Consider the following 21799-nt stretch of genomic DNA (forward strand, 5'->3'; position numbering starts at 1 on the left):
AGTTGATGACCATGGCCGGACGGGTCGTGCACTTCGAGATTCCGTTCGAGGACGGCGAGCGCGCACGCGGCTTCTACCGGGAGGTCTTCGGCTGGAAGGCCGACACGATGCCCGGGATGGACTACACGATGGTCGCTTCGGGGCCGACCGCCGAGACCGGCATGCCCGCGGAGCCGGGGTACATCAACGGCGGCATGCTCGCCAAGGAACTCAGCCCCGCGTCGGGCCCGGTGATCGTGCTCGACGTCGACAGCGTCGACGACACGCTCGCGGTCGTCGAGAAGCAGGGTGGTTCGACGCTCGTCGGCCGGACCGCGGTCGGGGACATGGGTTTCTCCGCGTACTTCAAGGACCCGGAAGGCAACGTCATGGGGCTCTGGGAGACCGCGTGATCCGGGGGCCCGTGGCCGGTGCGGTCACGGGCCCTGCGGCCCCCGGTAGGGCAGCGTCTGGTTGTAGACGATGTTGGTGTTCGTGCTCCCGAACAGCGCGAGCTCGTTGACGATCTCCTCCAGCCGTCCCATCGACGGGGCCGCGATCTTCAGCGAATAGCAGTCGTCACCGGTGGTGCGGAGGCATTCGAGGATCTCGGTCCGCTCGGCCAGGAGCTTGTGCAACGGCGCGTGCTTGCTGCCCGGGTACTTCAACCGCACCACCGCGAGCACGACGTACCCGGCCTTCTCCAGGTCGACCTCGGCGCGGTAGCCGGTGATCACCCCGGCCGACTCCAGCCGCTTGACCCGGTCGGTCGTCGCCGACGCGCTCAAGCTGACCCGCTTCCCCAGCTCGGTGAGCGGAAGGCGCCCGTCCTTCTGGAGCTCCACCAGGATCGCCCAGTCCGTCGCGTCGAGAGTCTCGGCCATCCGGTGAGAATACCGGCAGATCCACGGCGGAAACCGCCATACGCCGGGAAAGATCCCTTCCCGGGTTTCCGCCTCGTCGATAGCCTTGACCTGTGCGAATAGGTGTCAACGTCCCGAACTTCGGACCGGGGACCGACCCCGGGATCCTTCGCGGCTGGGCCACCACGGTCGAAGGCCTCGGCTACGACCTGCTCATGGTGTCCGACCACGTCGCCATCACCCCCGACGTCGCCGAGCAGTACCCGGCGCCGTTCTACGAACCGTTCACGACGCTGTCGTGGCTCGCCGGCGTGACGGACCGGATCCGGCTGGGCACCACCGTGCTCATCGTCCCGTACCGGCACCCGCTGCTGATCGCCCGCATGGCCGCGAATCTGAACCAGCTCAGCGGCGGACGGCTCGTGCTCGGCGTCGCGTCCGGCTGGGCGCGTCAGGAGTTCGAGGCGCTCGACGTCCCGTTCGAGAAGCGGGGACGGCTGACCGACGACCACCTCGACGCCGTCCGGAAGGCCTGGGCCGACGACGCCGACTACCGCGCCGGGCACATCCCGATCTGGGTCGGCGGCAACAGTGACGCCGGGATCCGCCGCGCCGTCCGGGTCGGGGACGCTTGGCATCCGCTCCGGGCCACGCTGCCCTGGCTCACCGAAGCGCTCACCAGGGTCAAGACCATCGCCGACGCGCACGACCGGCCGGTCCCCGCGTTCGCGCCGCGGATCCTGCTGAACGTCACCGAACGCCCGGTCACCACACCCGGCCGCGCCGCCGGGGAAGGCACGATCGAGCAGATCGTCGACGACCTCGACCGGCTTCGCCACCTCGGCGCCGAGACGGTCGTACTCGACCCGTTCTCCGGCGATCCCGACGAGACCCTCCGCCCGGAAGCCGCCTGGCAGGCATTGGCGACCGTGGCGGCGCACTGGGAACTGGGCCGCTACCGAACCGAACAGGACCGACCATGACCGACGAAGACGAGAAGTTCCTCCGCCGCGCCATCGAGCTGGCCGCGAAGTCCCGCGAGGACGGCGACCCGCCCTTCGGCTCACTGCTCGTCGGCCCCGACGGGGCGGTGCTGGCCGAGGATCACAACACCACGGTGTCCCAATCGGATATCAGCCTGCACCCGGAGCTGAAGCTCGCCGTATGGGCCGCGCGCGAACTCGAACCCGCCGTCGCCGCGGCGACCACGATGTACACCAGCTGCCAGCCGTGCGGGATGTGCCAAGGCGCCATCGAACGCTCCGGCCTGGGACGGGTCGTGTTCGCCCTTTCCGGCGAACAGGTCACCGCGCTCAAGCCGCCGGCCACCGCGCCGCCGGTTCGCCTGCAGGGTCCGGCGTTGTACGACGAGGCCCGTGTCCCCGTCGAGGGCTACTACACCTGAGCTGAAGGCTCCCTTCGCCGCATCCGATGCGGCGAAGGGAGCCTTCAGCCCGTCACCGACCCCAGCTGGGACCTCGTCGCCCCGATCACCACGCCGTCCACCCGCGCCAGCCAGCTCCCACACAGGCACCGGACGTACTCCAGCCTCCCCTGCGAGACCCGCTGGGACGTCGTCGCGCTTCCAGGCAGTTCGGCCAGCGGCCAGCCGCACCGCGGGCACTTGTTCGCTTCCATGCCCCGATGGTGCTGTAATGAGTCAATGCACTTCAACCCTTACGGCGGGGCCGCCGCGCAGATCGCCGCCGAACTGGTCAACCTCGGCGACGCCGCCGGCCCGGCCACGCTCACCGCGATCTTCCGGGACCGCATGACCGTCGACGCCGTACAGGACCACGAAGCCACCGAGATCATCGCTTGGACCAAGAGACTCCGGCGCGTCTTCGAAGCCGACCCGGCCGCCCGCGTCGACCTGGTCAACGGGCTTCTCCACGACTCCGCGTCCAAGCCCTACATCTCCACCCACGACGGCAAAGCGCCCCACCTGCACTACGTCGACGCGGAGGCAGGCACCACGCCGCGGGTCCGGGCCTACACCGCCGGGGACTCGCCCACCTCGTCTGCGACGCGCCGGACCGCTTCGGCGTCTGCTCACGCGAAGGCTGCGAAACCGTGTACGTCGACGTCTCGCGTAACGGCCGCCGCCGTTTCTGCTCGACCCGTTGCGCGACCAGGGTCCACGTCGCCGACCACCGCAACCGGCAAGCGTCTTAGATCGCGTACCGCCACGCCGTCAGGGCATGCGCCGAGAACCACGCGCCCAGCACCACCCAGGCCACCGCGGCCGCCACCGCCGTCGCCGTCCGCCGCTTCGACAACCCGATCGCGATGGGCACCAGCACCGGGAAGGCGGGCAGGATGAACCGGATCTTCGCGTCCGGCAGCCCCCGTGTGCCGATGGCGAGCAACAGCACCCCGGCCCCATACAGCGTCAACGGCCACGGCACCCGGATGAACACCGCCGCCAGCGCCAGCGCCACCGCACCCAGCAGCAACAGCACCGTCAGCGTGCTGAACACCGACTCGTCCCCGGTCAATCGCGCCAGCACCGAATCCACGGTCTCCGCACCGAAGTCGAACTCGGTGTTCCAGCCCCGCAGCTCGATGTCCTGCCAGCCGGTCCAACTCCCCGTCCGGTACGCGACGAACCCCAGGTATCCCGCGACCCCCAACGGAGCGATCACCGCCCCCGCCAGCGCCCACCAGCGTTTCCCGTCACGACGGAAGACCTCGATCAACGCCGCCACGACGACCACCGCGACCAGCACCACGGCCGTCGACCTCGACAACCCGGCCGCGAAGGCGCACAGACCGGCCAGCATCCAGCGCCGCTCCAGCACACCCACCAGCGCCCACACGGCGAACGCGCAGAACACCGCCTCCGTGTAGGCCATCGAGAACACGATCGCCATCGGCGCCCCGGCCCACAACGCCACCAGCAACAGCCCGGTCCGGTCACCCCGATCCGGCGACACCGCCCGCCCGATCCGGACCAGCCCGCACGCCAGAACCAGACCGGCCAGCACCGACACCGTCAACGCCGCCGTCACGACATCTGGCCCGAGCCACATCACCGCGCCGACGAGCTTCGGATACAACGGGAAGAACGCCATCGGCGCGTCCGCGTACGGCTGCCGCGCCGCGTCCAGCGTTCCCGGCAGATCCGCGTACCCGTGCACCGCCAGCCGCAGGTACCACTGCCCGTCCCACGCGGTCAGCCGATCGGTCAACGTCGCCCCGCGCCGGGCGGCCAGCAGATCGAGCAACTGGACGCTCGCCGTGCGGATCACGAGATACAGCAGGATCGCCCTGGGATAAGGCGACCGAGCCAGTCTGTCGAGGACTCTCTCGAACACACGCGCCGGACGCCCCTGCCGGGGCGCCTCCTCGGGGGCGGCGGGCTGATCAAGGTCGTCGACTTCTCGGAGCACGATCAGAGTGTCCACAATGCGAAGTCATCTCGCCGTTCGATCCCGAAGATTCCCAGGTCCGCGCGGGTGGGAAAGCCCACAAACCCGGCTTGTGACCCCACCTCGATCTTGTGTTTCCCAGGCACTGCCCCCGGCTCCTACGGTCGAAGTCATGAGCGAACAGAACCTGAACGGAACCGTGGCGATCATCGCCGGCGGCGCGAAGAACCTCGGCGGGCTCCTCTCCACCACGCTCGGCGAAGCCGGTGCCAAGGTCGTCGTCCACTACCACGGCGACGCCTCCGCGGCCGACGCCGAGAAGACCGTCGAGGCCGTCCGTGGCGCCGGCTCCGAAGCCGTCGCCGTCCAAGGCGACCTGACGAAGGTCGCCGACGTCCGCCGCCTCTTCGACACCGCCGTCGACACCTTCGGCGGCGCCGACATCGCGGTCAACACCACCGGCATGGTCCTGCGCAAGCCGATCCTCGAAACCACCGAAGAGGATTACGACCGCATGTTCGCGGTCAACGCGAAGGCCGCCTACTTCTTCATCCAGGAAGCCGGACGGCGCCTGTCCGACAACGGCAAGATCATCAGCCTCGGCACCTCACTGCTGGCTGCCTTCACCGACGGCTACTCCACCTACGCCGGCGGCAAAGCCCCGCTGGAGCACTTCACGAGGGCGGCCGCCAAGGAGTTCGCCGACCGCGGCATCTCGGTCAACGTCGTCGCACCCGGCCCGATGGACACGCCGTTCTTCTACCCGCAGGAAACCCCCGAGCGGGTCGAATTCCACAAGTCCCAGGCCAAGGGCGGACGGCTGACGAAGATCGAGGACATCGTGCCGATCATCCGCTTCCTGGCCACCGACGGCGGCTGGTTCACCGGCCAGACGATGTTCCCGAACGGCGGCTACACCACGCGCTGACCCTTACCCTGGCCAAGACGCCGTAGACCGGACACGGAAGGGGAGCCCCGGGGTGGGTCTGGACCTGTACAAGCTGAACCACCTCATCGCCGTCGCCGAAGAAGGCAGCTTCACCCGCGCGGCGGCCCGGCTGCACCTGAGCCAGCAGGCGCTCTCGACCTCGGTGCGCACGCTCGAGCGGGAGGTCGGCGTCCCCCTGCTCGAGCGAAGCGCCACCGGGGTCACCGTGCTCCCCGCCGGGCAGGCCTTGATCGCCGACGCCCACCTCCTGCACGGCATCGCCGACTCCGCCGTCCAGCGTGCCCGCCGCATCGGCCGGAGCGAACCGGAACGGCTCCGCGTCGGCCATACGCCCGCCGTCACCGGCGACGAGGTCACCGCCCTGCTGCGCAAACACCAGACCGACCCCGGGCTCGTCATCGACGTCAACCAGCGCTACCCCGACGAACTCATCGCGCAATTGCTCGGCGGGCAGCTGGATCTCGGCCTCGGCCGTGCGCTGACCCTCGCGCACGGCCTGGTCGGGACCACGCTGATCCGGCAGCGGCTCAACGTGGCCGTCGCCGCCGGCCATCGGCTCGCCGACCGCGAGGACCTCGGGTTGAGCGACCTCGACGGCGAAGAGATCACCGTCTGGGGCCACCCCGGCCGGTCCGGGTACACCGATCTGCTCGTCAACCTCTGCCGCGACGCGGGATTCGAACCACGCGTCCACCGCAACCCCATCCAGGGAACGCCACCGGTCACCGCCGTCCTCGACACCGAAGGGGTCGCCTTCGTGACCGCGCCACCCGGTCCGGCCGCGGGCGGGGCCGTCGTCGTCCGGGAACTGCACCCGGCCGTGCACGTACCCCTGCAGGCCCTTTGGCCACAGCACAGCACTTCCGACGCCCGCCAGGCGTTCTTGGCTTCCGCCCAGGGGTTCTAGACCTCGCCGCTGCGCCGGTCGTGGTGTTCCAGCAGCTTCGAAAGCAGGGCGGTGAACCGCTTCCGCTCGTCGGAAGACAGTGGTGCCAGTAGTTCGTCCTGGCGTTCGGCCAGCTGTTTCTCCAGCCTCCGCAGCTGCCGCTTGCCCGCCGTGGTCAGCGAGACGACGTTGCGCCGCCGGTCAGCCGGATCCGGGGCACGCTGGACCAGTTCGCGCTCGGCGAGCTCGTTGATCGTCGCGACCATCTCGCTCACGTGGATGCCGCTCAAGCGGCCCAGCGCCGCCTGGCTTGCGGGCCCGAACTCGTCCAGCGTCGCCAGCACCCGGTAGTGGTAGCCGCGGGCGTCGACCGCGGAGAACCCGTCGGTCACCAGGCGATGCGCGTGGTTCGCGGTCTGCGTGAGCAGCCAGCTCGGCAGCTTTCGCCAGCCGCCACGCGGCTCCTGTGCGGGGTCGTCCATGTGATGAGTCTAACGAATCGTTGGGCGCCCGAACGATTGCGGTATCGTTGGGTCACCAAACGTTTAGTGACTCAACAAAGCGAGGAGATCACGCCGTGATCAAGCCCTTCCGCATCGACATCCCCCAGGCCGACCTCGACGACCTCGCCGACCGGCTGGCCCGCACCCGCTGGCCCAACGAGGTCGCCGACGCGGGCTCGGACTACGGATTCCCGCTCGCCCGGCTCAGAGAACTCGCCGAATACTGGCGAACCGGCTACGACTGGCGCGCCCACGAGGCCGAACTCAACGAGCTGCCGCATTTCATCACCGAGATCGAAGGCCAGGACATCCACTTCGTGCACGTCCGGTCGGCGAATCCGGACGCGCTCGCGCTGGTGCTCACCCACGGATGGCCCGGCTCGTTCTTGGAGTTCCTGGGCATGATCGAGCCGCTGTCACGCGATTTCCACCTCGTGATCCCCTCGATCCCTGGCTACGGCTTCTCGGGGCCGACCCTGGAACGCGGCTGGAGCGTCGAGCGGATCGCGCGGGCCTGGGCCGAGCTGATGCGCCGCCTCGGCTACGAGCGTTACGGCGCCCAAGGCGGCGACTTCGGCTCAGGCATCTCGACAGCACTCGGCGCGGTGGCACCGCAACACGTCGTCGGCGTGCACGTGAACTACCTGCCGACCAGGCCGGATCCCGACGCCGGCCTCGAACTGTCCGAAGAGGACGAAGCCCGCCTAGCGAAGGTGAAGCAGCTCATGGCGAGTCGTCCGCCGTATCAGGCTTTGCAGGCAGCCACCCCGCAGACCATCGGCTACGCGTTGACCGACTCGCCGGTCGGCCAGCTGGCGTGGATCGCCGAGCGTTTCGCGCAGTGGACGGACCCACGCACACCGGTCGACGACGACCGCATGCTCACCGACATCTCGCTGTACTGGCTGACCGCCACCGCGGCCTCGTCCGCGCGGCTGCACCACGACGCCGGAAAGGTGAACGTCCCCTGTCGTGTGCCGGTCGGTGTGGCCGTCCTCCCGCACGACATCACTCGATCGGTGCGTCCGCTCGCCGAGCGGCTGTTCGACATCAGGCACTGGTCGGAATTCGAACGCGGTGGTCACTTCGCCGCCATGGAGGTTCCGGACCTGCTCGCCGCGGACGTCCGGGACTTCTTTCTCGGCCTCGCCGAGTAGTCGCGCCGGTTTCAGGAGTTTCCCGGCACGACGAGCCCGGCCTCGTACGCGACCACGACCGCCTGCGCGCGATCACGGACACCGAGTTTGGCGAAAACCCTGCTGACGTGGGATTTCGCCGTCTGCTCCGCGATCACCAGCGCTTCGGCGATCTCCGCGTTGGACAGGCCGCGCGCGACCAGCCTGAGCACTTCCGTCTCGCGCGCGGTCAGCTCGGCCACGCTGGAACGACCCGCGTGCGCCGGGGCGTGTGCGCGGGTGAACTCACCGATCAGCCGCCTGGTGATCGTCGGCGCGAACAGCGCGTTGCCCGCGGACACCACCCGGACGGCGGTGACCAGGTCGTCCAGCGGCGAATCCTTCAGGAGGAAGCCGCTGGCGCCCGCCCGCAGCCCGCCGAACACGTACTCGTCGATGTCGAAGGTGGTGAGGATCAGCACGCGGACCTCCGGCAGGCCCGCCACGATCCGCCGGGTCGCCTCGAGACCGTCGAGATCGGGCATGCGGACGTCCATCAGCACGACATCCGGTTCGAGTTCGGTGCACAGCGCGACGGCGGCGTTCCCGTCCGCGGCCTCCCCGACCACCCGGATGTCGTGCTGCGCGTCGAGCACCGCGCGGAAACTCTGCCGGACCATGGTCTGGTCGTCGGCGATGACCACCGAGATCACGGTTCCAGGCGCCCCTCACGATCGAGCGGAACGGTCAGTGCGACGCGGAACCCGCCGTCCGCGCGCTCCCCTGTGTCAAGATCGGCCGCGAGCATAGCGGCCCGCTCCCGCATCCCCACCAGACCGTGCCCGCTTCGCAGCTGCTCCGTCCTCTTCGGACCGTCGCCGGGGCCGTTGTCGATACGCAGCCGGACCTGCTCCGGACCGGCCGTGAGTTCGACTGCGATGGCCGCTCCGGGCGCGTGCTGGATAGCGTTGCTGAGGGCCTCCTGCACGATCCGGAACACCGACAAGGCGACCCCGACCGGAACGGTGTCGAGGTCGCCGCGCAGGTCGAGCTCACAAGCGGTGCCGGCGGCCTTGACCCCTTCGACGAGTTCGACCACCTTGCCCAATCCCGGCTGCGGAGCGACCGCCGGCACGTGCTCCTCGGACCGCAGCACCCCGAGCAGCCTGCGCAGCTCGGTCAGGCCCTCGCGGGCGGTGCCGGCGAGATCGGCGAACTCCCGCCAGATTTCGGCCTCACGATCGGCCTTGTCGTGCTCCGCGAACCGGAACCGCGCCGAGTCGGCGCGCAGGGCGAGCACGGACATGTGGTGCGCGACCACGTCGTGCAGCTCCCGGGCGATTCCCGCGCGTTCCTCCAGCAGGGCCGCCCGGGTCTCCTCGGCGAGCCTACGTTCCTGTTGCGCCGCGCGTTCTTCTTCGGCGAGCTTGCGCTGACGCACCGTGTTGCCGAGAAAGAAGAGGATCCCGCCCAGCAGCACGAGCAACGCCGCGTCGCGCCAGTCGTCGAGGAAGGGGGTCGCGGCACCGAACGAGATCAGCCCGGCCCAGGTGAGTTCCGGCTGATCGTTGCTCTCCCCCACCAGGTAGAAGACGAGTGCCGCGGTGACCGCGAAACCCGGCGCCCATGGCCAGCCCCACGATCCGGCGATACCGGGCAAGGTCGGCGGCGTGCTCACGATCCCGAGGATCAGGAGGCGCCATCCCCACAGCGGCGAGCGCACCGCCAGCAGGCACGGCAGCACGGAGATGAGGACGTTGAACGTCTTCACGGGCGGCGGTACCGAAACCGTCGAGAACGTGACGAAACCCGCCCACAGTCCACAACCGACGATCGCGAGCGCGCGCAGCCAGCGCAGCCCCGCCGAGCGCTTCGGCGGGGCGTCCGTTCCGGCGTAGGCCGTGTACCGCAGGGCGGCCCGCCACACCCGCAGGCGCTGTCGGTCGATCATCAGGCGTCACCCTACCGTCGGATCGACCCGTGGCACTGAGTGCCAGATGTGCCTACGGCTCGGTCAAGGCGGCGTTGACCTTGGCGATGACGGCGTGCAGGGGCGTCGCCGTGGTCATCACCGCCACCACCGTCGTTTCGTCCGCGGGCTCTTCGACCCTGAACGCGTCGATCACCAGCGCGAAGGCCTCCGCCGCGCTGGCGGCGATGTCGTCCTGGCCGCCGCTGCGCAGCCAGCGCCGCAGCACATGGTTGTTCGCGGCCGCGATCGCCGCGGCGGCCACCGCCGCCCTCAGGCTCGCCGTCTCGTCGCCCTGCTCCGTGAAACGCGCCCGCAGGTAGCGGGCGAGCACGCGCTGGTACCGATCGACGGTCGCGACTTCCTTGTCCCGCAAGGAAGGAACCGTGCGCGTCAGGGTGAACCGCTTGAGCGATACGTCGAGTTCCGCGGCGTAGGAGTCGAGGACCAGGCCGACGGCGGCACAAGCCACCTCCACCGGGTCGCGATCCGGGTCCGCGGCGGCGAACGTCTCCTCCATCTCGGCCACGATCTCGTCGTGGTTGGCGAAGAGCACGTCGTCCTTGGCGTCGAAGTACCGGAAGAACGTCCGGCGGCCGACTCCCGCGGCGGCCGCGATCTCGTCCACCGTGGTGGCCTCGTACCCCTTGGCCACGAACAGGTCCACGGCCGCCGCGGCGAGCGCGCGGCGCAGTTTGCGCCTCCCCGCGGGGGTGGCGCCGGCTCGGGTCACCGGCGCTCGGCGCGGCGAATCGGTCATAGCGGGACGGTAGCAGCCACTTGCTAGTGGCACTGAGTGCCGTTAGGCTGTGCCGAGTCCCCACTCCCCGTTCGGAAGGCGCCGACGATGTCGCTGGACCACCAAGTGCTTCCGGTCGAGTCACGCTCGATCCGCCCCCGCGGCGACGCCTTCTACGGCCGACTCTTCGGCTGGTCACTGAAATGGCGGGGCCCGCAGCCGTTCCTGGTACTGGAAGGCGGGATCTGCGCGGTGACCCTGCCCAAGATCAACGGCACGGAAGTCCTCGCCCGGCTCGCCGACACCGGTTGCGGAGGTCCCGCCATGGCGGTGCTGACCCAGCAGGGTCCGCGCGTGGCCATCCTCGCGGAGATCGACGGCCTGATCCCTCCTCGGATCTCCCTGCCGCAGCACGTCGAAGTACTCGCCTGGGGCACGCTGCTCCCTCTCCCCGCCGACGCCGGGCGCGCCGAGGCCCACGCGGAATGGCTCTCGGCGCCGGATCCCCGGCAGCGCTGGCTTCCCAGCCTGGACGCGGTCCTCGCCGCCGTCCGGCCGAGGTAGCGCTCGCGGTTCACGCCGCCACCGAAGCCTGCGCGGAAACGAGGAGGGCGCCACCGTCCGATTCGGACAGGGTGATCTCGAGGGTCGCGCCTTCGGCCAACGGTGGCAGGTCGCTCAAGGTCACGCGGCCGATCAGCCGCTGCCCGCGGCGTGCGTGCGCGACACCGGAACGCCGGACCTCGATCCCCGATCGGTGCCACACGCGGACACTGCCCGCCGTCGCCGTCCGGCCATGCCACCGGCTTCCGCACCAGGCCGCGAGCGCGGCTCCCGCCGTGTTGCACAGGACGTCGTCCAGCGAACCCACGCGGCCGGCGTCCTGCCAGACCTGAAGACATTCGATCGACACGGACACCAGGAACGCCGACAGGACGATCCGCGAAACGGGCTTCGCCCAGCCGAACCGCACGGGCAGCAGGATCGCGAGCGGTGTCAGCAGGAAGACGTTGCCCGCCAATTGGAACAACGCGAGTTCCGGACGATCGCTGAAGACGGGCAGGACGTCCGCCAGCAGGTGAAGACTCACCGACGAACCTCGTGCCGCCGTCGGCGCCGGCACGAAAACGACCAGGATTGTCGCCAAAAGTGTTGCCAGTAAAGCGAAATCCAGTGCGACCACGACTAGGCCACGCCGTTTTCCGCTCAGCCGCGCGATGAATTCGGCGACGCCCGCACCGGCCGCGGCGACGAGCAGCGACCACGGTGCGGCGTCGAAGAACGCCTGCCACCACCAGCCCATGCACTCCCCTTTCGCCGATGATCGTCTTCGGCGAGGGTGGCAGCATCGTGAAGGCCAGACAAGAACCCCGGCTATTGTCGGTGAATTACTACCATCCGCGTTGATACTTCACAGACTTCGATTGTCACGGCCGTGCGGTCAGCGCGGGGCCGATCCAGCGGCGGACCATGGAACGCAATCGCTCGTCGGTGTGCGCCGGCGTCGAGGGGTACTGCAGGAACGACAGGAACAGCCGCATCAGCATTTCGGCGAGCCCCTCGAAGTCCTCGTCGGTCGTGACGCCCACCGCCGCCCAGTCGACCGGCACGTTCCGGAGGATCCGCGCGCCGAGCGCGAACGACTGCGCCGAGGTGACCGCGACGGTGAAGACGTCGGCCTCGCCCGCTTTCAGGAGCAGTCCGAGGTACGGCTCGTCGGGGACCGCGCGGACGCCGAACACCACCGATTCCACGGCGACTTCGGCGGGGTCGGCGAACGTGGCCAGATGCCGTTCCATCCGCCCGGCGAACTCCTCGACCCGGTCCAGCGCGACCGCGCTGAGGATGTCCGCGAGGCTCGGGAAGTAGCGATAGACGGTCTGCCGGGTCACGCCCGCTTCCGCGGCGACGTCGGAGAGGCTGGTCTTGGCGAGGCCGACCCGGTCGATGCACGCCGTCGCCGCCTCGACGATCCGGCGGCGCGCCTCGCGCTCCGTTCCGGGCGGGTTCCCCCGCCATCCGTGGTGCCCCATGCGCCTCATCTTCCCCGAACGGAGAATCTCAGGCGGTGGCAGGTGCCGCGCGGCGCACGCGATAGAGCGCGGCCAGCATCGACCCGGCGGCCACGAAGCAGGCCAGGGCGTACAGGCCACTCCCGACCGAGGTGCCGTTCTCGATGACGGCGCCAACCCAGAACACGGCCATCCCACCCAGGAAGACAGCGGGATAGAACCGGGCGAAGGGCGCCAAAGGCTCTTCGGGACGGCTATTCCGGACGAAGATCCAGATGCCGGCCAGCCACAGCAGGGCCAGCTCGGCGCCGAGGATCCAGGCCTGAGCGGTCACGTTCCCGTCGAAGAGGCTCGACGGGAGTCCGGCGATCGCCATGCTCAGCGGGGTGAGGACCCCGGCCGCCACGATGCGCGCCACCAGCGACCATCCTCGCCGCGCTCCGCCCGCCAGCCGCACCACCAGATAGGTCATGGCGCCCATCGACACGGACGCGAAGAGCAGCATGCTGGTCATGGGCACCGAATCCAGCGACGGGTGATTGACGATGCGGTTGTTCCCGTTCCAGGCCCACCATTTCACTTGCGGGCCGAGGTGATCGAAGACCTCGTAGAAGACCTGGCAGGCGAAGGCGACGGCCACCGACCCGATCAGGGCGCCACGGGCGCGGAAGATCCCGAGCGACCGGACGAGTTCGTAGGCGAGCTGACTGATCATCGGGTAGAACGCCACGATGTAGAGCGGCAGCCGATCCCACATGAACTGCACGGTGAACCGGTTGTGCGCGAAGATGAAACCGTACTGGCGTTCCAGGCCGAACCACTCCGGGAAGTACAACGGCGGTTCGATGACGAAGAGGTAGACCAGCGAAGCGCACCACAGCGCCAGGTTCGTCGAGTCTCCCTGGCGGTGCCGCCGGACGGCGTGCACCAGCGCGAACACGGCTCCGCCGAGGACGAGCAGTTCCAGCAGCGGCATCGTCCAATGAGCCTCCGCCCACGGCGCGCGGATCGAGAACCACGGGGAGACGTCATGGCAGTCGAAGCCGAGCCCTCGGGTGACGGCTTCCGCGTCCGTCCCGCACAGGGCGCTCATCGGGAGATCGCCGGCTGGACGGCGCTTTTCGGCGAGTAGTCCGTGACCGGTGGTTCGGCCTGGGCGTCGAAGTCGAACGGGACACGGTGCCGTCCCAGCGCAGCCCGGATCCGATAGCGCAGGAGGCCCGCGATCACCCGCGGGTTCGTCATCATGTCTCGCAGCGATTCGTCGAGGTTGAACACCTTCGCGAAGTGCTCGTCGACGACGTCGTCTTCGCGGGCGGCACCGACGATGAGCCTGAAGGCCGGGCCGGACACGGCTTCGAGCAGCCGTCGCTTCCACTCGGGCGCCTTCTCGGTGCCCACCGCGCAGGCGTATCCCTGATCCCTTGCCATCGCCAGGCTCCACGGTACGTTGAGCAGCTTTCGTTGCGCGGCAAGGAATCGTGCGGTGAACTCCGGGCCGAGCCGTACGGCGCGGGAAAGGTGTTCGCGCAACAGCAGCGCCGAACCCGCGGCGGAGCTGATGCCCTGCGCGTAGAACGGGTTGAACGCGCAGATCGAGTCGCCGACGAACGCCAGGCGTTCCGGCGGGGTGCGGAGCCGGTCGTAGCGGCGCCACTTGTTCCCGGTGGAGCGGGTCAGATGCACCTCGGAGGTCGGGGTGGACCGGTCCATCGCGGCCGCGAACAACGGCGCCCGCACCCGGCGGGCCGACTCGACGAACGCCTCGGTGGTCCGTGGCATTTCGAGGCCCCACGAGCCCATGCACGCGATGACACGGTTGTCCTCGATCGGGAAGAAGTTCACCAGGAACTCGTGCTCGTCCGGATGCGCGCCCTTGTCGGGGGTCGGCATGATCACCAGATGCCGCCACCACCAGGACGGCGGCCGGTCTTCGGGTGAGGGCAGGTCGTACCAGCGCGAGGTATAGGTGACCTTGGCGTCGAGGGTCCGCACTTCCGGTTCGGGCCAGCCCGCGGCCACCAGCCAGGCGGCGACCGAGGAACCGCGGCCCATCGCGTCGACCACGAAGTCGGCGTCGAGGTGTTCGGCGCCGTCGTCAGCGGAGAAGCCGACGCCGGTGACGACGCCCGCCCGTGTGGTCAGCCCGGTCACCGACACGCCCTCGCGGATCGCGACGTTCGGCAGACTTCGGACCTTGTCGCGCAGCACGCGTTCGATGAGGATCCGAGAGCCGTAGATCATCGTCATCGCACTGCGTTTCCGCGCCGACCAGCCCTTTCCGTCGAGGTACGCCGCGTCCATGGACGGCATCAGATGCAGTCCGCCGGCGGCGACGAGGTCGTCTTCGAAGCCGGGGAACAGCGCGCCGATCGCGCGGCGGCCCGAATTCAGCAGGAAGTGCGGATGCTTGCTCTGCGGTACCCCGCGCCGATGTTCGGCCTCGGCGGGCAGTTCGTCGCGTTCGAGCACCACGACCTCGTCGAAGTACGGGGCGAGCGCTCCCGCGGTGCAGAGTCCGGCGGCGCTGCCACCGAGGACGACGGCGGTCTTGCCGAGTCGCATGCGGACCAGCTCCCAGCGTCATTCATACAGAATGACATTGGCTGTATGAATGTATGAACGGCGCCGAAGGCTGTCAAGGGCTGCCCCTGAGTCTGCCCCGCAGGACATCGACGTCACCGCCGCCTCCCCGGAGGCTGAGCGGGTGCCAACCTTTGCGCACCGTTCGCCCGAGCCCGGCTCCGACAAGGCCAAGCGACGTTCTCACCACCACGCCGGAACACCTGTGCCGTTGACGGCGGTACCCCACGCTGCGGGCAACGCCGCCGTCACCGCCTGGGTACAGCGACAGCAACGGCCGTCCGCCACGCCGACACGGCCGGCCCCGGTCGGCGACCTGACCAACACCGGTCTGCTGGACGAACTCGAGACGGTTCGCCAGCAGCTCGCGCGGCCTGAGCTCCCCGCGGCGGAACGGCAGACCGCCACCACCCGCCAGACCGCGCTGGAGCAGGAACGCCAGGCCCGCGTCGACGCCGGACAGGTCTTCCTCGCGGAGCAGAGCAACGCCGGTGGCCGCGGCCAGCTCCTCGCCATCACCGATGGCTCGCAGGTCGTCGATGTGGGCACCGCGCCGCTGGGCTGGGGCAGGTCGGCGCCGGCCGTCGTCGTGACGCAGCGGCAGTTCCAGCGAGCCCTCACCGGCCTGGGTATCCCGATCACCAGCCTGGACGAGGCCGCGGCCGCCGGAGTCCTCGGGCCGCGGCTGCAGAGCGGCGCGTTCGAACGGCAGCTGCCCGGCGTGGTCGGCACCGACGTCAGCGGGCCCGGCGTGCTGAACAGGGGGTTCACCGGCGATGTGGGCGAACTGTCGTTCGCCGCGCGTCAGGGTTCTCCGCTGGCGGGCGACTTGAACGCGGTGCCTTGGCGGCCGGCGGGCCCCGGCTCGACGCCCCGGTCGGGCAACTACCCGGTCTGGGATTTCACCGACACCGGCGGACGGCTGGTCAGCGTCAAGGCGTCCACCCAGGCCCCCGCCGGGCGCGGCGGTTACTACCGTGACTCGTTCAGGACGCTCACCGGTGCGGGCGGCGGCACGGCGTTCGACCGAGCCGTGTGGAACCAGCACCCGACGCTGCCGTGGCCACCGGCCGCGACCCCCGCCTGGCAGGCAGCGCGGCAGGACGTCATCCGCCGAGGCAGGCTCGCGGTCAACGCCGACGACGTGACCTCCTTCCGCGCCACGGTCTCCAATGGCGTCATGACCAACCCGGCGAACCACCAGGCCGCGATCGACGCCCACCTCGCTGTCGCGAACGAACGCGTCGGCGGCACCCAGATCCGAACACTGGCCCAGCTCAACGCCCTGCCGCCCGCCCAACGCACCCCGATCCTCACCCGGCTGGCGCGGGCTCTGTCCGAGCAGGTGGTCAGCCACGGCATGGACACCGCGGGCCTGCAGTCCGTCCAGAACGTGCGCCGCGCGGCAGGCCTGGGAGGCTCCGGCCGTGGTGCCCGGCCGGACATCGCGATGCGGACGTTCCCCGAGGCGCTGTCGGTGGCCGAACGCGGCGCGTCCGGCGCGATGGGCCGCGCCGGCGTGCGATCGGGCACCATGGGCGCGGGCGCCGCCGTGTTGTTCCAGGCAGGTGGTTCGCTCGCCACCGAGGGCAGGCTGCCGTCCGCCGCGGATCTGGGCACGACCGCGGCCTCCACGGGTGTCGGTGCCGGCGTCGGTGGCGCGGTGGAGACCAGGGTCGGCGCGGCGGTCGGCAACGCACTGATGACCGGCGGCGCCGGCCGGGTGTACGTCGTGCTGGGCCGTGCCGGGACGAGCGCGGCCGGTGCCGTGGTCGCGGCCCCGTTGATCGAGACGGGACACATGGCCATCGAGGAGCTGCGCGGCACCGCCGACTACAACGCGACCGATTACCTAGCGCGTGGTGGCCGGGCTGCGGCGTCCGGCCTGCTGGCCGCCGGAATCACGGGCGCCATCATCGGCGCACCCGCCACTCCGCTCGGTTCCGCCGTGGGGTTCCTGGTCGGCGTGGGCGCGTACATGCTCACGGACTACCTCATCGGTGACACGGTCGAGTCGACGATCAGAGGCCAGTGAGCGACGGCGCTCTTCCAACGAACCGCGGATCACCGAGATCGAGGCACGCGATCGCTACTTGTACAAGGTCTGGACGTTCGTGAAGGTGATGTCGTCCGTGGTGGTGTTGTCCAGGCCGAACCGGAAGACGATGTTGTCCGCGCCCCCGGCGCGCATCGTGAAGGTCGAGGTCATCGTCACCGATCCGCCCGCGACGAGCTGCTCCGGTAAGTCGGTGGAGCCGCCTTTCTGAACGGCGGAGTTCGTCGCCTTGCCGTGGTTGGCGCCATACAACAATTCGGTGCGGACGTTGCTCTTCACCGCCGGGAAGACGAATGTCGCGTTGCCGGTATTCGTGATCTCAGTGAGCCTTTGCCAACCTGATCATGCGCTGGCGATCATGAGGGTCTGAACTGCGGCGATGAGCCGGTGGGCGGTGTTCGGGCTGGAGCGGATCTTCCGCAGGACCCGCCAGTTCTTCCGCTCGGCGTTGGCCCGCTGCCGGGTCCACGGCGGCGGGCGTGGGCGGTGTTGACGTCCTTCTGGTTCCGGGACAGGCGCCGGTCGCGGCCGGTGCCCAGATCCTTCCGACGGCGCCGCTGCGGAACCGCGACCGTCGGCCCGGCGCCCTGATAGGCGGTGTCGGCCGCCGCGGGGATCTCGTAGGTGGCCAGTTGCATCGATAATCCCGTGCTCACGGGCAGCGCCCCTGTCATGTCTCGCGCCGGGCAGCGGCGGCGAGATCCACACCAGCCGGCCGATCGGGTCGGCGACGACCTGCACGTTCAGCCCGTGGGCCTTGTGCTTACCGGAGTAGAACGCCCGGTCATAGCCCGATGTCATGCCTACCCGGTCGATGCGCAGCAGGGTGCCGTCGAGGATCACGAACGCCTTGCGGCGGGCGACCTCGATCGCCTGGGCCAGGGTGGGAGCCATCGCGGCGAGCAGTTCGAGCGCCTCACGGATGTACCGGTACACCGTCGAGGTCCCGACGCGGAAGCCGCAGGCCGGGCGAGAGCTTCCGCCACCAGGTTCGGCGCTGGTTGCACTGCGCTCGCAGCGCATCGGAGAGCACGCCGAGGGCGCGGCTGGACACGGTCATCCCGGACGGGTAGGACAGCACGTTGAAGCTCCTGGTGGGACGTGTTGATCTAGGCAATCGCCCGTCTACCAGGAGATTCACCCATTCGAGGTCACGCCACGCTGCACACCGCTGACTGCCCGCCCAGGTCGGCAAAATTCATTCGTTACTTCTGGCGTCATGGCGCGCCAGCAGGTATCCGGCGGGGGCTTGCCTGGCGCCGGAGCAACGATTCGCAGGCGTCCGAGCTCGGCGAAGTCGTGCTCGCGCAGTCGGTCGGCGAGCGCGTCGAGGGTCCACAGATACGCCGGTGAGGCTCTGTGGTCGTACGGGACCCAACCGTTGGCGTCTGCGGTGTCGGTGATCTGCACACCGATCAGCAGGGGTCCGCCCGGCTCTACCACTCGGGCGAACTCGGTCAGGACGCGCGGAAGCAGGTCCGGCGGCGTGTGGATCAACGAGAAGTGCGCCAGGATGCCCGCGATCGACTCGTCCCCTGCGTCGAGATGGAGCATAGAACCGACCTCGTAGCGCAGGTCAGGACGATACCGGCGGGCGATCGCGACCATGGCCGGTGACAGATCGATCCCGTAAACCCGGATACCTGCTCGATCCAGGTGATCGGTCCACTGTCCGGGACCGCAACCCGCATCGACCACAGCACCCACCGACCCACCGGCGCGGACGAGGTCGGCGAAGGCGTTGATCATCCCTGTTGACAGCGCATCGATGACTTGGTCGCCCTGTCGCACCATGTCGTCGTACAACTCGGCGACCTCGTCGTAGTCTCGGCGGGTCTGATCCAACGCTTCGTTCTCACTCACCCGCCGGACTCTAGGGAACAGGTCGGACGTAGGAGTGTCGGACACTCCAACCGCGAAGGCGACGCGATCGATCCGTCCGCCCAGGACGGTGGGCACCACCTTTACCACCGCCCCCACCAAGCTGTCCACGACGGCCGCAGCGCTGGCACATCCACTCCCGGGCCGCACGCCCCGCCGCACAACCGTCGGCCAGCCCCCTCACCAGGTTGGCAAAGGCTCAGTAGCTAGGGTTACCAGGACATTCTCGGTTGGGCCGGAGTCGTAGGCGTTCGAATCCGCGGTCACGGACTTCGCGGAGACGATCCGGACCTTCAGGCCGTTGGGCAGGGTGGCGGCATCGGTCGCCGGGGTTTCCGGGTTGGAGGCGTTGTCGACGCAGAACTCCGTGTGAGCGCCAGCGAAATTCGGGTCGGCGCACTTCGCGGGGTCCAGGCTGGCAGCGCCCGGCGCGGCAGAGCCGTCGCACGCCGCCAGTACGACGGCGCAGGCCACGACGAAGAGGCCGACCGAAAGTCTTCTGTTTGACACAACGGCCCGCCGTACGTCACGTGAGACGCTTCGAAAATCGTGCCCTGTCCAGGAGAAATGCAGAAACTGGGCCGATGGCCGTCGCAGGGCTTCCTCTTGCAGCCACTGTGGACAGTCGCCCGACGAGCCACGGGCGACCTGATTTCACGATCATCCGGCGTGCCCGGTTCGATCCCGCTCCGCGGCACGTCCGCGAGGGCGGACAGCACGGTCAGGTGTTCCTCGGCGAACATCCGCGCCCGCCCTGCACCCATGATCCCTTCCGGGGCGGGATCGACCGCCGGCGGGCGCTGGTCATGGTGTTCCTGCTCCGCCAGCCGGGTTCCACGAACATCGTGGGTAAGGCCGCTGCCGTGGGGAGGGAATCTCGGCTCCGTTGTCGAATCCCGTGCCGCGCGATCGACGTACGGGTATGAGACCGGCCGGCGGATCGAACGTGTCCGGAGGCCCGAATGCCACGTCGACGGCACCGCCGACTGGCCAGAGGAAGGGGAATACGGATGTCCAGGACACCACTGCGGCTGTACATGTCCATGTCGCTCGACGGATACATCACCGGGCCCGACGACCGGCCGGGCCAGGAACTCGGCCGCGGCGGAGGGCGGCTGTTCAACTGGCTCGACGACCGGATGTCCGAAGGGATCAACGGGCAGGTGTACGCCGAGGCCTGCTCGACCGGCGCCGTGATATCCGGACACCGCACGTTCGAGCTGGCCGGCCGCTGGAACGGCGACCACCATGACGGCGTGCCGATCCACGTGCTCACCCACACCATCGACCCTGCCGACGAGCCACCGGGTAGCGCGAAGTTCTACAGCGACGTCAACGCGTGTGCCAACGAGGCCCGCGAAGCGGCGGGAGGTCGTGGCGTCCTGGTTCACGGCGCCGGCGCGGCACGAGCTCTGCTGGCAGCAGGCCAGCTCGACGAACTCGAACTGCACCTCGTCCCCGTGCTGCTCGGCGACGGACGGCGGTTGTTCGAGCCGGCCGGGCTCGGCCACATCGAACTGGAGCCCGTCCGGCGGCTCGAAGGCCGCGACGTCACGCACCTGCGATACCGCGTAGTCCCGCCGATTCCCCCAGATCCTCGAACTCCCATTGGCGAGCGACCCGCGGCATAGCGACACAACCGGCCCCTCAACCTGCAGGTGATCGGACCACTCGCCTGGCGATCTCCGCGTCCAGCGGGCTCATATCCTCGCTCACCGGTTCCGATGGCGGCCACCAACGAAAGTCCAGCGCTTCACCGTTGACGGTCAACCGAGGCGCGACCTGGAGCTGAACCCGATATACGGCCAAGAGTTCCCGACGCTCCGGCTTCGTGAGATCGAACTCGGCCACGGCGGCGAACGACAGACCCACGCCGTGGATGCCGGTCTCCTCACCCAGTTCCCGCGCCGCGGCCTCGAGCGGGCTCTCACCCGTCTCCCGCATCCCTCCGGGAAGCTCCCACTGCCTCCGCCGGCTGTCGAACATCATCAGGACTGATTCCGCGTGGATGGCGACGACCAAAGACGCGGGCATGGCCACCTGCTTGGCCAGACTCCCCAACTCCTCTTCGGCGACAAAACGGAAGTCGACCAAGGCGTTGCCGACACGATCGCGGATCGGAAGTTCGACCATGACGCCATTCCACCGCATTACCGGCAGAAAGCACACCAGACGAACCGACTGCTCTGGTCGCGGCACGTGCCCGAGCACCAGCCCTGACGCCGAAGGGACTCTGGTCAGGCCCGGTTGCGCCAGACCTGGTTACGCGCCGCGAGGCTGCATGGCCACTGGATGAGCTGGACCCCGTTGCTGGTGGAGCTGCCAGGTATGTCCAGGCATTTACCGGACCGGACGTTCTCGATGTAGTGGTAGTGCCAGCCGTTCTCAGAACGGACGTGGCGGAACCGCCACGACTGGCTGCCGCCGGAGTCGGACTGGCAGTCCCAGAGGTGGAGTTTGGCCCCGGCGGCGGTGCTCTTGCCGGGTACGTCAAGGCACTTGGAGTTCCCGCTTCTGACCTGTAGCCGGAAGGTGTTCTCCCGGTTGAAGTCCTGGGAGAAGTACCAGAGCTGGTTGGTGTCCCCATGGCAGGGCCACTGGATGGCTGTCGCACCCTTGGGAGTGACCTTGGACCCGTTGCCGTGCGCGTCGAGGCACTGGCCGTTCAGCGCGCTGACAATGGGCGACTCGATCGCCGCCGAGGCCGGCTGGGCGGTCAGCAGGGCGGCGGCCAGCGCGGCCGAGCAGACGGTGGGCAATACGCGGAGGTTCGTCACGTCTTTTGGGGCTTTCCGGTGGATGATCGGGTCGGTTTCGGGCCTTATGGACCAGCGACACCTATTTTGATTTTCAAGTCGCTAAATAGCGATACTCCCGAACAGAATCAGTCATT

Annotated in this window: 25 protein-coding genes and 2 pseudogenes; 10 read left to right on the plus strand and 17 right to left on the minus strand. The window is 69.0% G+C overall.

The features are described from left to right. The first annotated feature begins 11 nt into the window (after nt 1–11). A complete protein-coding gene (locus MJQ72_RS08635) occupies nt 12–392 on the plus strand; it encodes a VOC family protein (RefSeq protein ID WP_240598603.1) in 381 nt (126 codons plus the stop codon). Between the two features lie 24 nt (nt 393–416). Here the strand turns inward: MJQ72_RS08635 and MJQ72_RS08640 are convergent, their stop codons facing one another. Further along, on the minus strand, nt 417–863 hold the full coding sequence (locus MJQ72_RS08640) for an Lrp/AsnC family transcriptional regulator (RefSeq protein ID WP_240598604.1): 447 nt from the start codon (nt 861–863) through the stop codon (nt 417–419). Between the two features lie 92 nt (nt 864–955). Between MJQ72_RS08640 and MJQ72_RS08645 the strand changes: the two genes are divergently transcribed. After that, on the plus strand, nt 956–1825 hold the full coding sequence (locus tag MJQ72_RS08645) for an LLM class flavin-dependent oxidoreductase (protein WP_240598605.1): 870 nt from the start codon (nt 956–958) through the stop codon (nt 1823–1825). Further along, the gene (locus MJQ72_RS08650) at nt 1822–2247 is read left to right on the plus strand and encodes a nucleoside deaminase (RefSeq protein WP_240598606.1); all 426 of its coding nucleotides are present in this window, start codon (nt 1822–1824) and stop codon (nt 2245–2247) included. Before MJQ72_RS08645 ends, MJQ72_RS08650 begins: the two co-directional genes overlap by 4 nt. 44 nt (nt 2248–2291) lie before the next feature. Here MJQ72_RS08650 and MJQ72_RS08655 read toward each other — a convergent pair whose 3' ends face one another. Beyond that, nucleotides 2292–2480 carry a hypothetical protein gene (locus MJQ72_RS08655; protein WP_240598607.1) on the minus strand — a complete coding sequence of 63 codons (189 nt, stop codon included), beginning with the start codon at nt 2478–2480 and terminating at the stop codon, nt 2292–2294. Between the two features lie 25 nt (nt 2481–2505). Between MJQ72_RS08655 and MJQ72_RS08660 the strand changes: the two are divergent. Beyond that, nucleotides 2506–3017, plus strand: a pseudogene (locus MJQ72_RS08660) (CGNR zinc finger domain-containing protein). Here MJQ72_RS08660 and MJQ72_RS08665 read toward each other — a convergent pair. After that, nucleotides 3014–4234: a hypothetical protein gene (locus tag MJQ72_RS08665; RefSeq protein ID WP_240598608.1), complete on the minus strand. Its 1221-nt coding sequence runs from the start codon at nt 4232–4234 to the stop codon at nt 3014–3016. The pseudogene MJQ72_RS08660 and the gene MJQ72_RS08665 overlap by 4 nt on opposite strands. A 151-nt stretch (nt 4235–4385) precedes the next feature. Here MJQ72_RS08665 and MJQ72_RS08670 point away from each other — a divergent pair, with 151 nt between their 5' ends. Then, nucleotides 4386–5141: an SDR family oxidoreductase gene (locus MJQ72_RS08670; RefSeq protein ID WP_240598609.1), complete on the plus strand. Its 756-nt coding sequence runs from the start codon at nt 4386–4388 to the stop codon at nt 5139–5141. Between the two features lie 52 nt (nt 5142–5193). Beyond that, a complete protein-coding gene (locus tag MJQ72_RS08675) occupies nt 5194–6069 on the plus strand; it encodes a LysR substrate-binding domain-containing protein (protein WP_240598610.1) in 876 nt (291 codons plus the stop codon). Here MJQ72_RS08675 and MJQ72_RS08680 read toward each other — a convergent pair. Next, nucleotides 6066–6530, minus strand: a complete 465-nt coding sequence (locus tag MJQ72_RS08680; RefSeq protein WP_240598611.1) for a MarR family winged helix-turn-helix transcriptional regulator — start codon at nt 6528–6530, stop codon at nt 6066–6068. The genes MJQ72_RS08675 and MJQ72_RS08680 overlap by 4 nt on opposite strands. Nucleotides 6531–6625: 95 nt before the next feature. Between MJQ72_RS08680 and MJQ72_RS08685 the strand changes: the two genes are divergently transcribed. Further along, complete coding sequence (locus tag MJQ72_RS08685) at nt 6626–7708, plus strand: epoxide hydrolase family protein (RefSeq protein WP_240598612.1); 1083 nt, start codon at nt 6626–6628, stop codon at nt 7706–7708. Between the two features lie 11 nt (nt 7709–7719). Here the strand turns inward: MJQ72_RS08685 and MJQ72_RS08690 are convergent, their stop codons facing one another. Genes MJQ72_RS08690 through MJQ72_RS08700 form a run of 3 tightly spaced genes read right to left on the minus strand, consistent with a single transcriptional unit; the run spans nt 7720 to nt 10395 of the window. Next, a complete protein-coding gene (locus MJQ72_RS08690; RefSeq protein WP_240598613.1) occupies nt 7720–8379 on the minus strand; it encodes a response regulator transcription factor in 660 nt (219 codons plus the stop codon). After that, complete coding sequence (locus tag MJQ72_RS08695) at nt 8376–9617, minus strand: sensor histidine kinase (protein WP_240598614.1); 1242 nt, start codon at nt 9615–9617, stop codon at nt 8376–8378. The genes MJQ72_RS08690 and MJQ72_RS08695 overlap by 4 nt, the downstream gene beginning before the upstream one ends. Nucleotides 9618–9669: 52 nt before the next feature. Next, nucleotides 9670–10395, minus strand: a complete 726-nt coding sequence (locus MJQ72_RS08700) for a TetR family transcriptional regulator (protein ID WP_240598615.1) — start codon at nt 10393–10395, stop codon at nt 9670–9672. An 87-nt stretch (nt 10396–10482) separates the two neighbouring features. Between MJQ72_RS08700 and MJQ72_RS08705 the strand changes: the two genes are divergently transcribed. Continuing rightward, nucleotides 10483–10938: a glycogen operon protein GlgX gene (locus MJQ72_RS08705; RefSeq protein ID WP_240598616.1), complete on the plus strand. Its 456-nt coding sequence runs from the start codon at nt 10483–10485 to the stop codon at nt 10936–10938. A gap of 10 nt (nt 10939–10948) precedes the next feature. Here MJQ72_RS08705 and MJQ72_RS08710 read toward each other — a convergent pair whose 3' ends face one another. The 4 genes from MJQ72_RS08710 to MJQ72_RS08725 all read right to left on the minus strand — a co-directional run bounded on the left by MJQ72_RS08710 (nt 10949) and on the right by MJQ72_RS08725 (nt 14951). Further along, a complete protein-coding gene (locus MJQ72_RS08710) occupies nt 10949–11677 on the minus strand; it encodes a VanZ family protein (RefSeq protein ID WP_240598617.1) in 729 nt (242 codons plus the stop codon). Between the two features lie 124 nt (nt 11678–11801). Continuing rightward, nucleotides 11802–12407, minus strand: coding sequence for a TetR/AcrR family transcriptional regulator (locus MJQ72_RS08715; protein ID WP_125693492.1), 606 nt, complete (start codon nt 12405–12407; stop codon nt 11802–11804). A 28-nt stretch (nt 12408–12435) separates the two neighbouring features. Next, nucleotides 12436–13479: a hypothetical protein gene (locus MJQ72_RS08720; RefSeq protein WP_240598618.1), complete on the minus strand. Its 1044-nt coding sequence runs from the start codon at nt 13477–13479 to the stop codon at nt 12436–12438. Then, complete coding sequence (locus MJQ72_RS08725; RefSeq protein WP_240598619.1) at nt 13476–14951, minus strand: NAD(P)/FAD-dependent oxidoreductase; 1476 nt, start codon at nt 14949–14951, stop codon at nt 13476–13478. Before MJQ72_RS08725 ends, MJQ72_RS08720 begins: the two co-directional genes overlap by 4 nt. Nucleotides 14952–15180: 229 nt before the next feature. Here MJQ72_RS08725 and MJQ72_RS08730 point away from each other — a divergent pair, with 229 nt between their 5' ends. After that, nucleotides 15181–17004, plus strand: a complete 1824-nt coding sequence (locus MJQ72_RS08730; RefSeq protein WP_240598620.1) for a hypothetical protein — start codon at nt 15181–15183, stop codon at nt 17002–17004. 54 nt (nt 17005–17058) lie between these two features. Here MJQ72_RS08730 and MJQ72_RS08735 read toward each other — a convergent pair whose 3' ends face one another. The 4 genes and pseudogenes from MJQ72_RS08735 to MJQ72_RS08750 form a co-directional block, all read right to left on the minus strand. After that, on the minus strand, nt 17059–17304 hold the full coding sequence (locus MJQ72_RS08735) for a hypothetical protein (RefSeq protein ID WP_240598621.1): 246 nt from the start codon (nt 17302–17304) through the stop codon (nt 17059–17061). A 63-nt stretch (nt 17305–17367) separates the two neighbouring features. Beyond that, a pseudogene (locus tag MJQ72_RS08740) lies at nt 17368–18106 on the minus strand (transposase family protein). Nucleotides 18107–18162: 56 nt separating this feature from the next. Then, nucleotides 18163–18888, minus strand: a complete 726-nt coding sequence (locus MJQ72_RS08745) for a class I SAM-dependent methyltransferase (protein ID WP_240598622.1) — start codon at nt 18886–18888, stop codon at nt 18163–18165. 198 nt (nt 18889–19086) lie between these two features. After that, nucleotides 19087–19416 (minus strand): hypothetical protein, encoded by a 330-nt coding sequence (locus MJQ72_RS08750; RefSeq protein ID WP_240598623.1) that lies wholly within the window; start codon nt 19414–19416, stop codon nt 19087–19089. A gap of 500 nt (nt 19417–19916) precedes the next feature. Between MJQ72_RS08750 and MJQ72_RS08755 the strand changes: the two genes are divergently transcribed. Continuing rightward, nucleotides 19917–20537 carry a dihydrofolate reductase family protein gene (locus MJQ72_RS08755; protein ID WP_240598624.1) on the plus strand — a complete coding sequence of 207 codons (621 nt, stop codon included), beginning with the start codon at nt 19917–19919 and terminating at the stop codon, nt 20535–20537. A 16-nt stretch (nt 20538–20553) separates the two neighbouring features. Here MJQ72_RS08755 and MJQ72_RS08760 read toward each other — a convergent pair whose 3' ends face one another. Continuing rightward, nucleotides 20554–21039 carry an NUDIX hydrolase gene (locus tag MJQ72_RS08760; RefSeq protein ID WP_240598625.1) on the minus strand — a complete coding sequence of 162 codons (486 nt, stop codon included), beginning with the start codon at nt 21037–21039 and terminating at the stop codon, nt 20554–20556. A gap of 104 nt (nt 21040–21143) precedes the next feature. After that, nucleotides 21144–21665 (minus strand): RICIN domain-containing protein, encoded by a 522-nt coding sequence (locus MJQ72_RS08765; protein WP_240598626.1) that lies wholly within the window; start codon nt 21663–21665, stop codon nt 21144–21146. Nucleotides 21666–21799: the final 134 nt, after the last annotated feature.

It is taken from the genome of Amycolatopsis sp. EV170708-02-1 (genome assembly GCF_022479115.1).
Lineage (GTDB): Bacteria > Actinomycetota > Actinomycetes > Mycobacteriales > Pseudonocardiaceae > Amycolatopsis.

Coding starts and splice junctions, on each gene's coding strand:
- MJQ72_RS08650 (WP_240598606.1), top strand. CDS start 1,822: ATGACCGACGAAGACGAGAAGTTCCTCCGCCGCGCCATCGAGCTGGCC.
- MJQ72_RS08695 (WP_240598614.1), bottom strand. CDS start 9,617: ATGATCGACCGACAGCGCCTGCGGGTGTGGCGGGCCGCCCTGCGGTAC.
- MJQ72_RS08640 (WP_240598604.1), bottom strand. CDS start 863: ATGGCCGAGACTCTCGACGCGACGGACTGGGCGATCCTGGTGGAGCTC.
- MJQ72_RS08710 (WP_240598617.1), bottom strand. CDS start 11,677: ATGGGCTGGTGGTGGCAGGCGTTCTTCGACGCCGCACCGTGGTCGCTG.
- MJQ72_RS08680 (WP_240598611.1), bottom strand. CDS start 6,530: ATGGACGACCCCGCACAGGAGCCGCGTGGCGGCTGGCGAAAGCTGCCG.
- MJQ72_RS08715 (WP_125693492.1), bottom strand. CDS start 12,407: ATGGGGCACCACGGATGGCGGGGGAACCCGCCCGGAACGGAGCGCGAG.
- MJQ72_RS08700 (WP_240598615.1), bottom strand. CDS start 10,395: ATGACCGATTCGCCGCGCCGAGCGCCGGTGACCCGAGCCGGCGCCACC.
- MJQ72_RS08720 (WP_240598618.1), bottom strand. CDS start 13,479: ATGAGCGCCCTGTGCGGGACGGACGCGGAAGCCGTCACCCGAGGGCTC.
- MJQ72_RS08635 (WP_240598603.1), top strand. CDS start 12: ATGGCCGGACGGGTCGTGCACTTCGAGATTCCGTTCGAGGACGGCGAG.
- MJQ72_RS08725 (WP_240598619.1), bottom strand. CDS start 14,951: ATGCGACTCGGCAAGACCGCCGTCGTCCTCGGTGGCAGCGCCGCCGGA.
- MJQ72_RS08670 (WP_240598609.1), top strand. CDS start 4,386: ATGAGCGAACAGAACCTGAACGGAACCGTGGCGATCATCGCCGGCGGC.
- MJQ72_RS08760 (WP_240598625.1), bottom strand. CDS start 21,039: ATGGTCGAACTTCCGATCCGCGATCGTGTCGGCAACGCCTTGGTCGAC.
- MJQ72_RS08705 (WP_240598616.1), top strand. CDS start 10,483: ATGTCGCTGGACCACCAAGTGCTTCCGGTCGAGTCACGCTCGATCCGC.
- MJQ72_RS08755 (WP_240598624.1), top strand. CDS start 19,917: ATGTCCAGGACACCACTGCGGCTGTACATGTCCATGTCGCTCGACGGA.
- MJQ72_RS08655 (WP_240598607.1), bottom strand. CDS start 2,480: ATGGAAGCGAACAAGTGCCCGCGGTGCGGCTGGCCGCTGGCCGAACTG.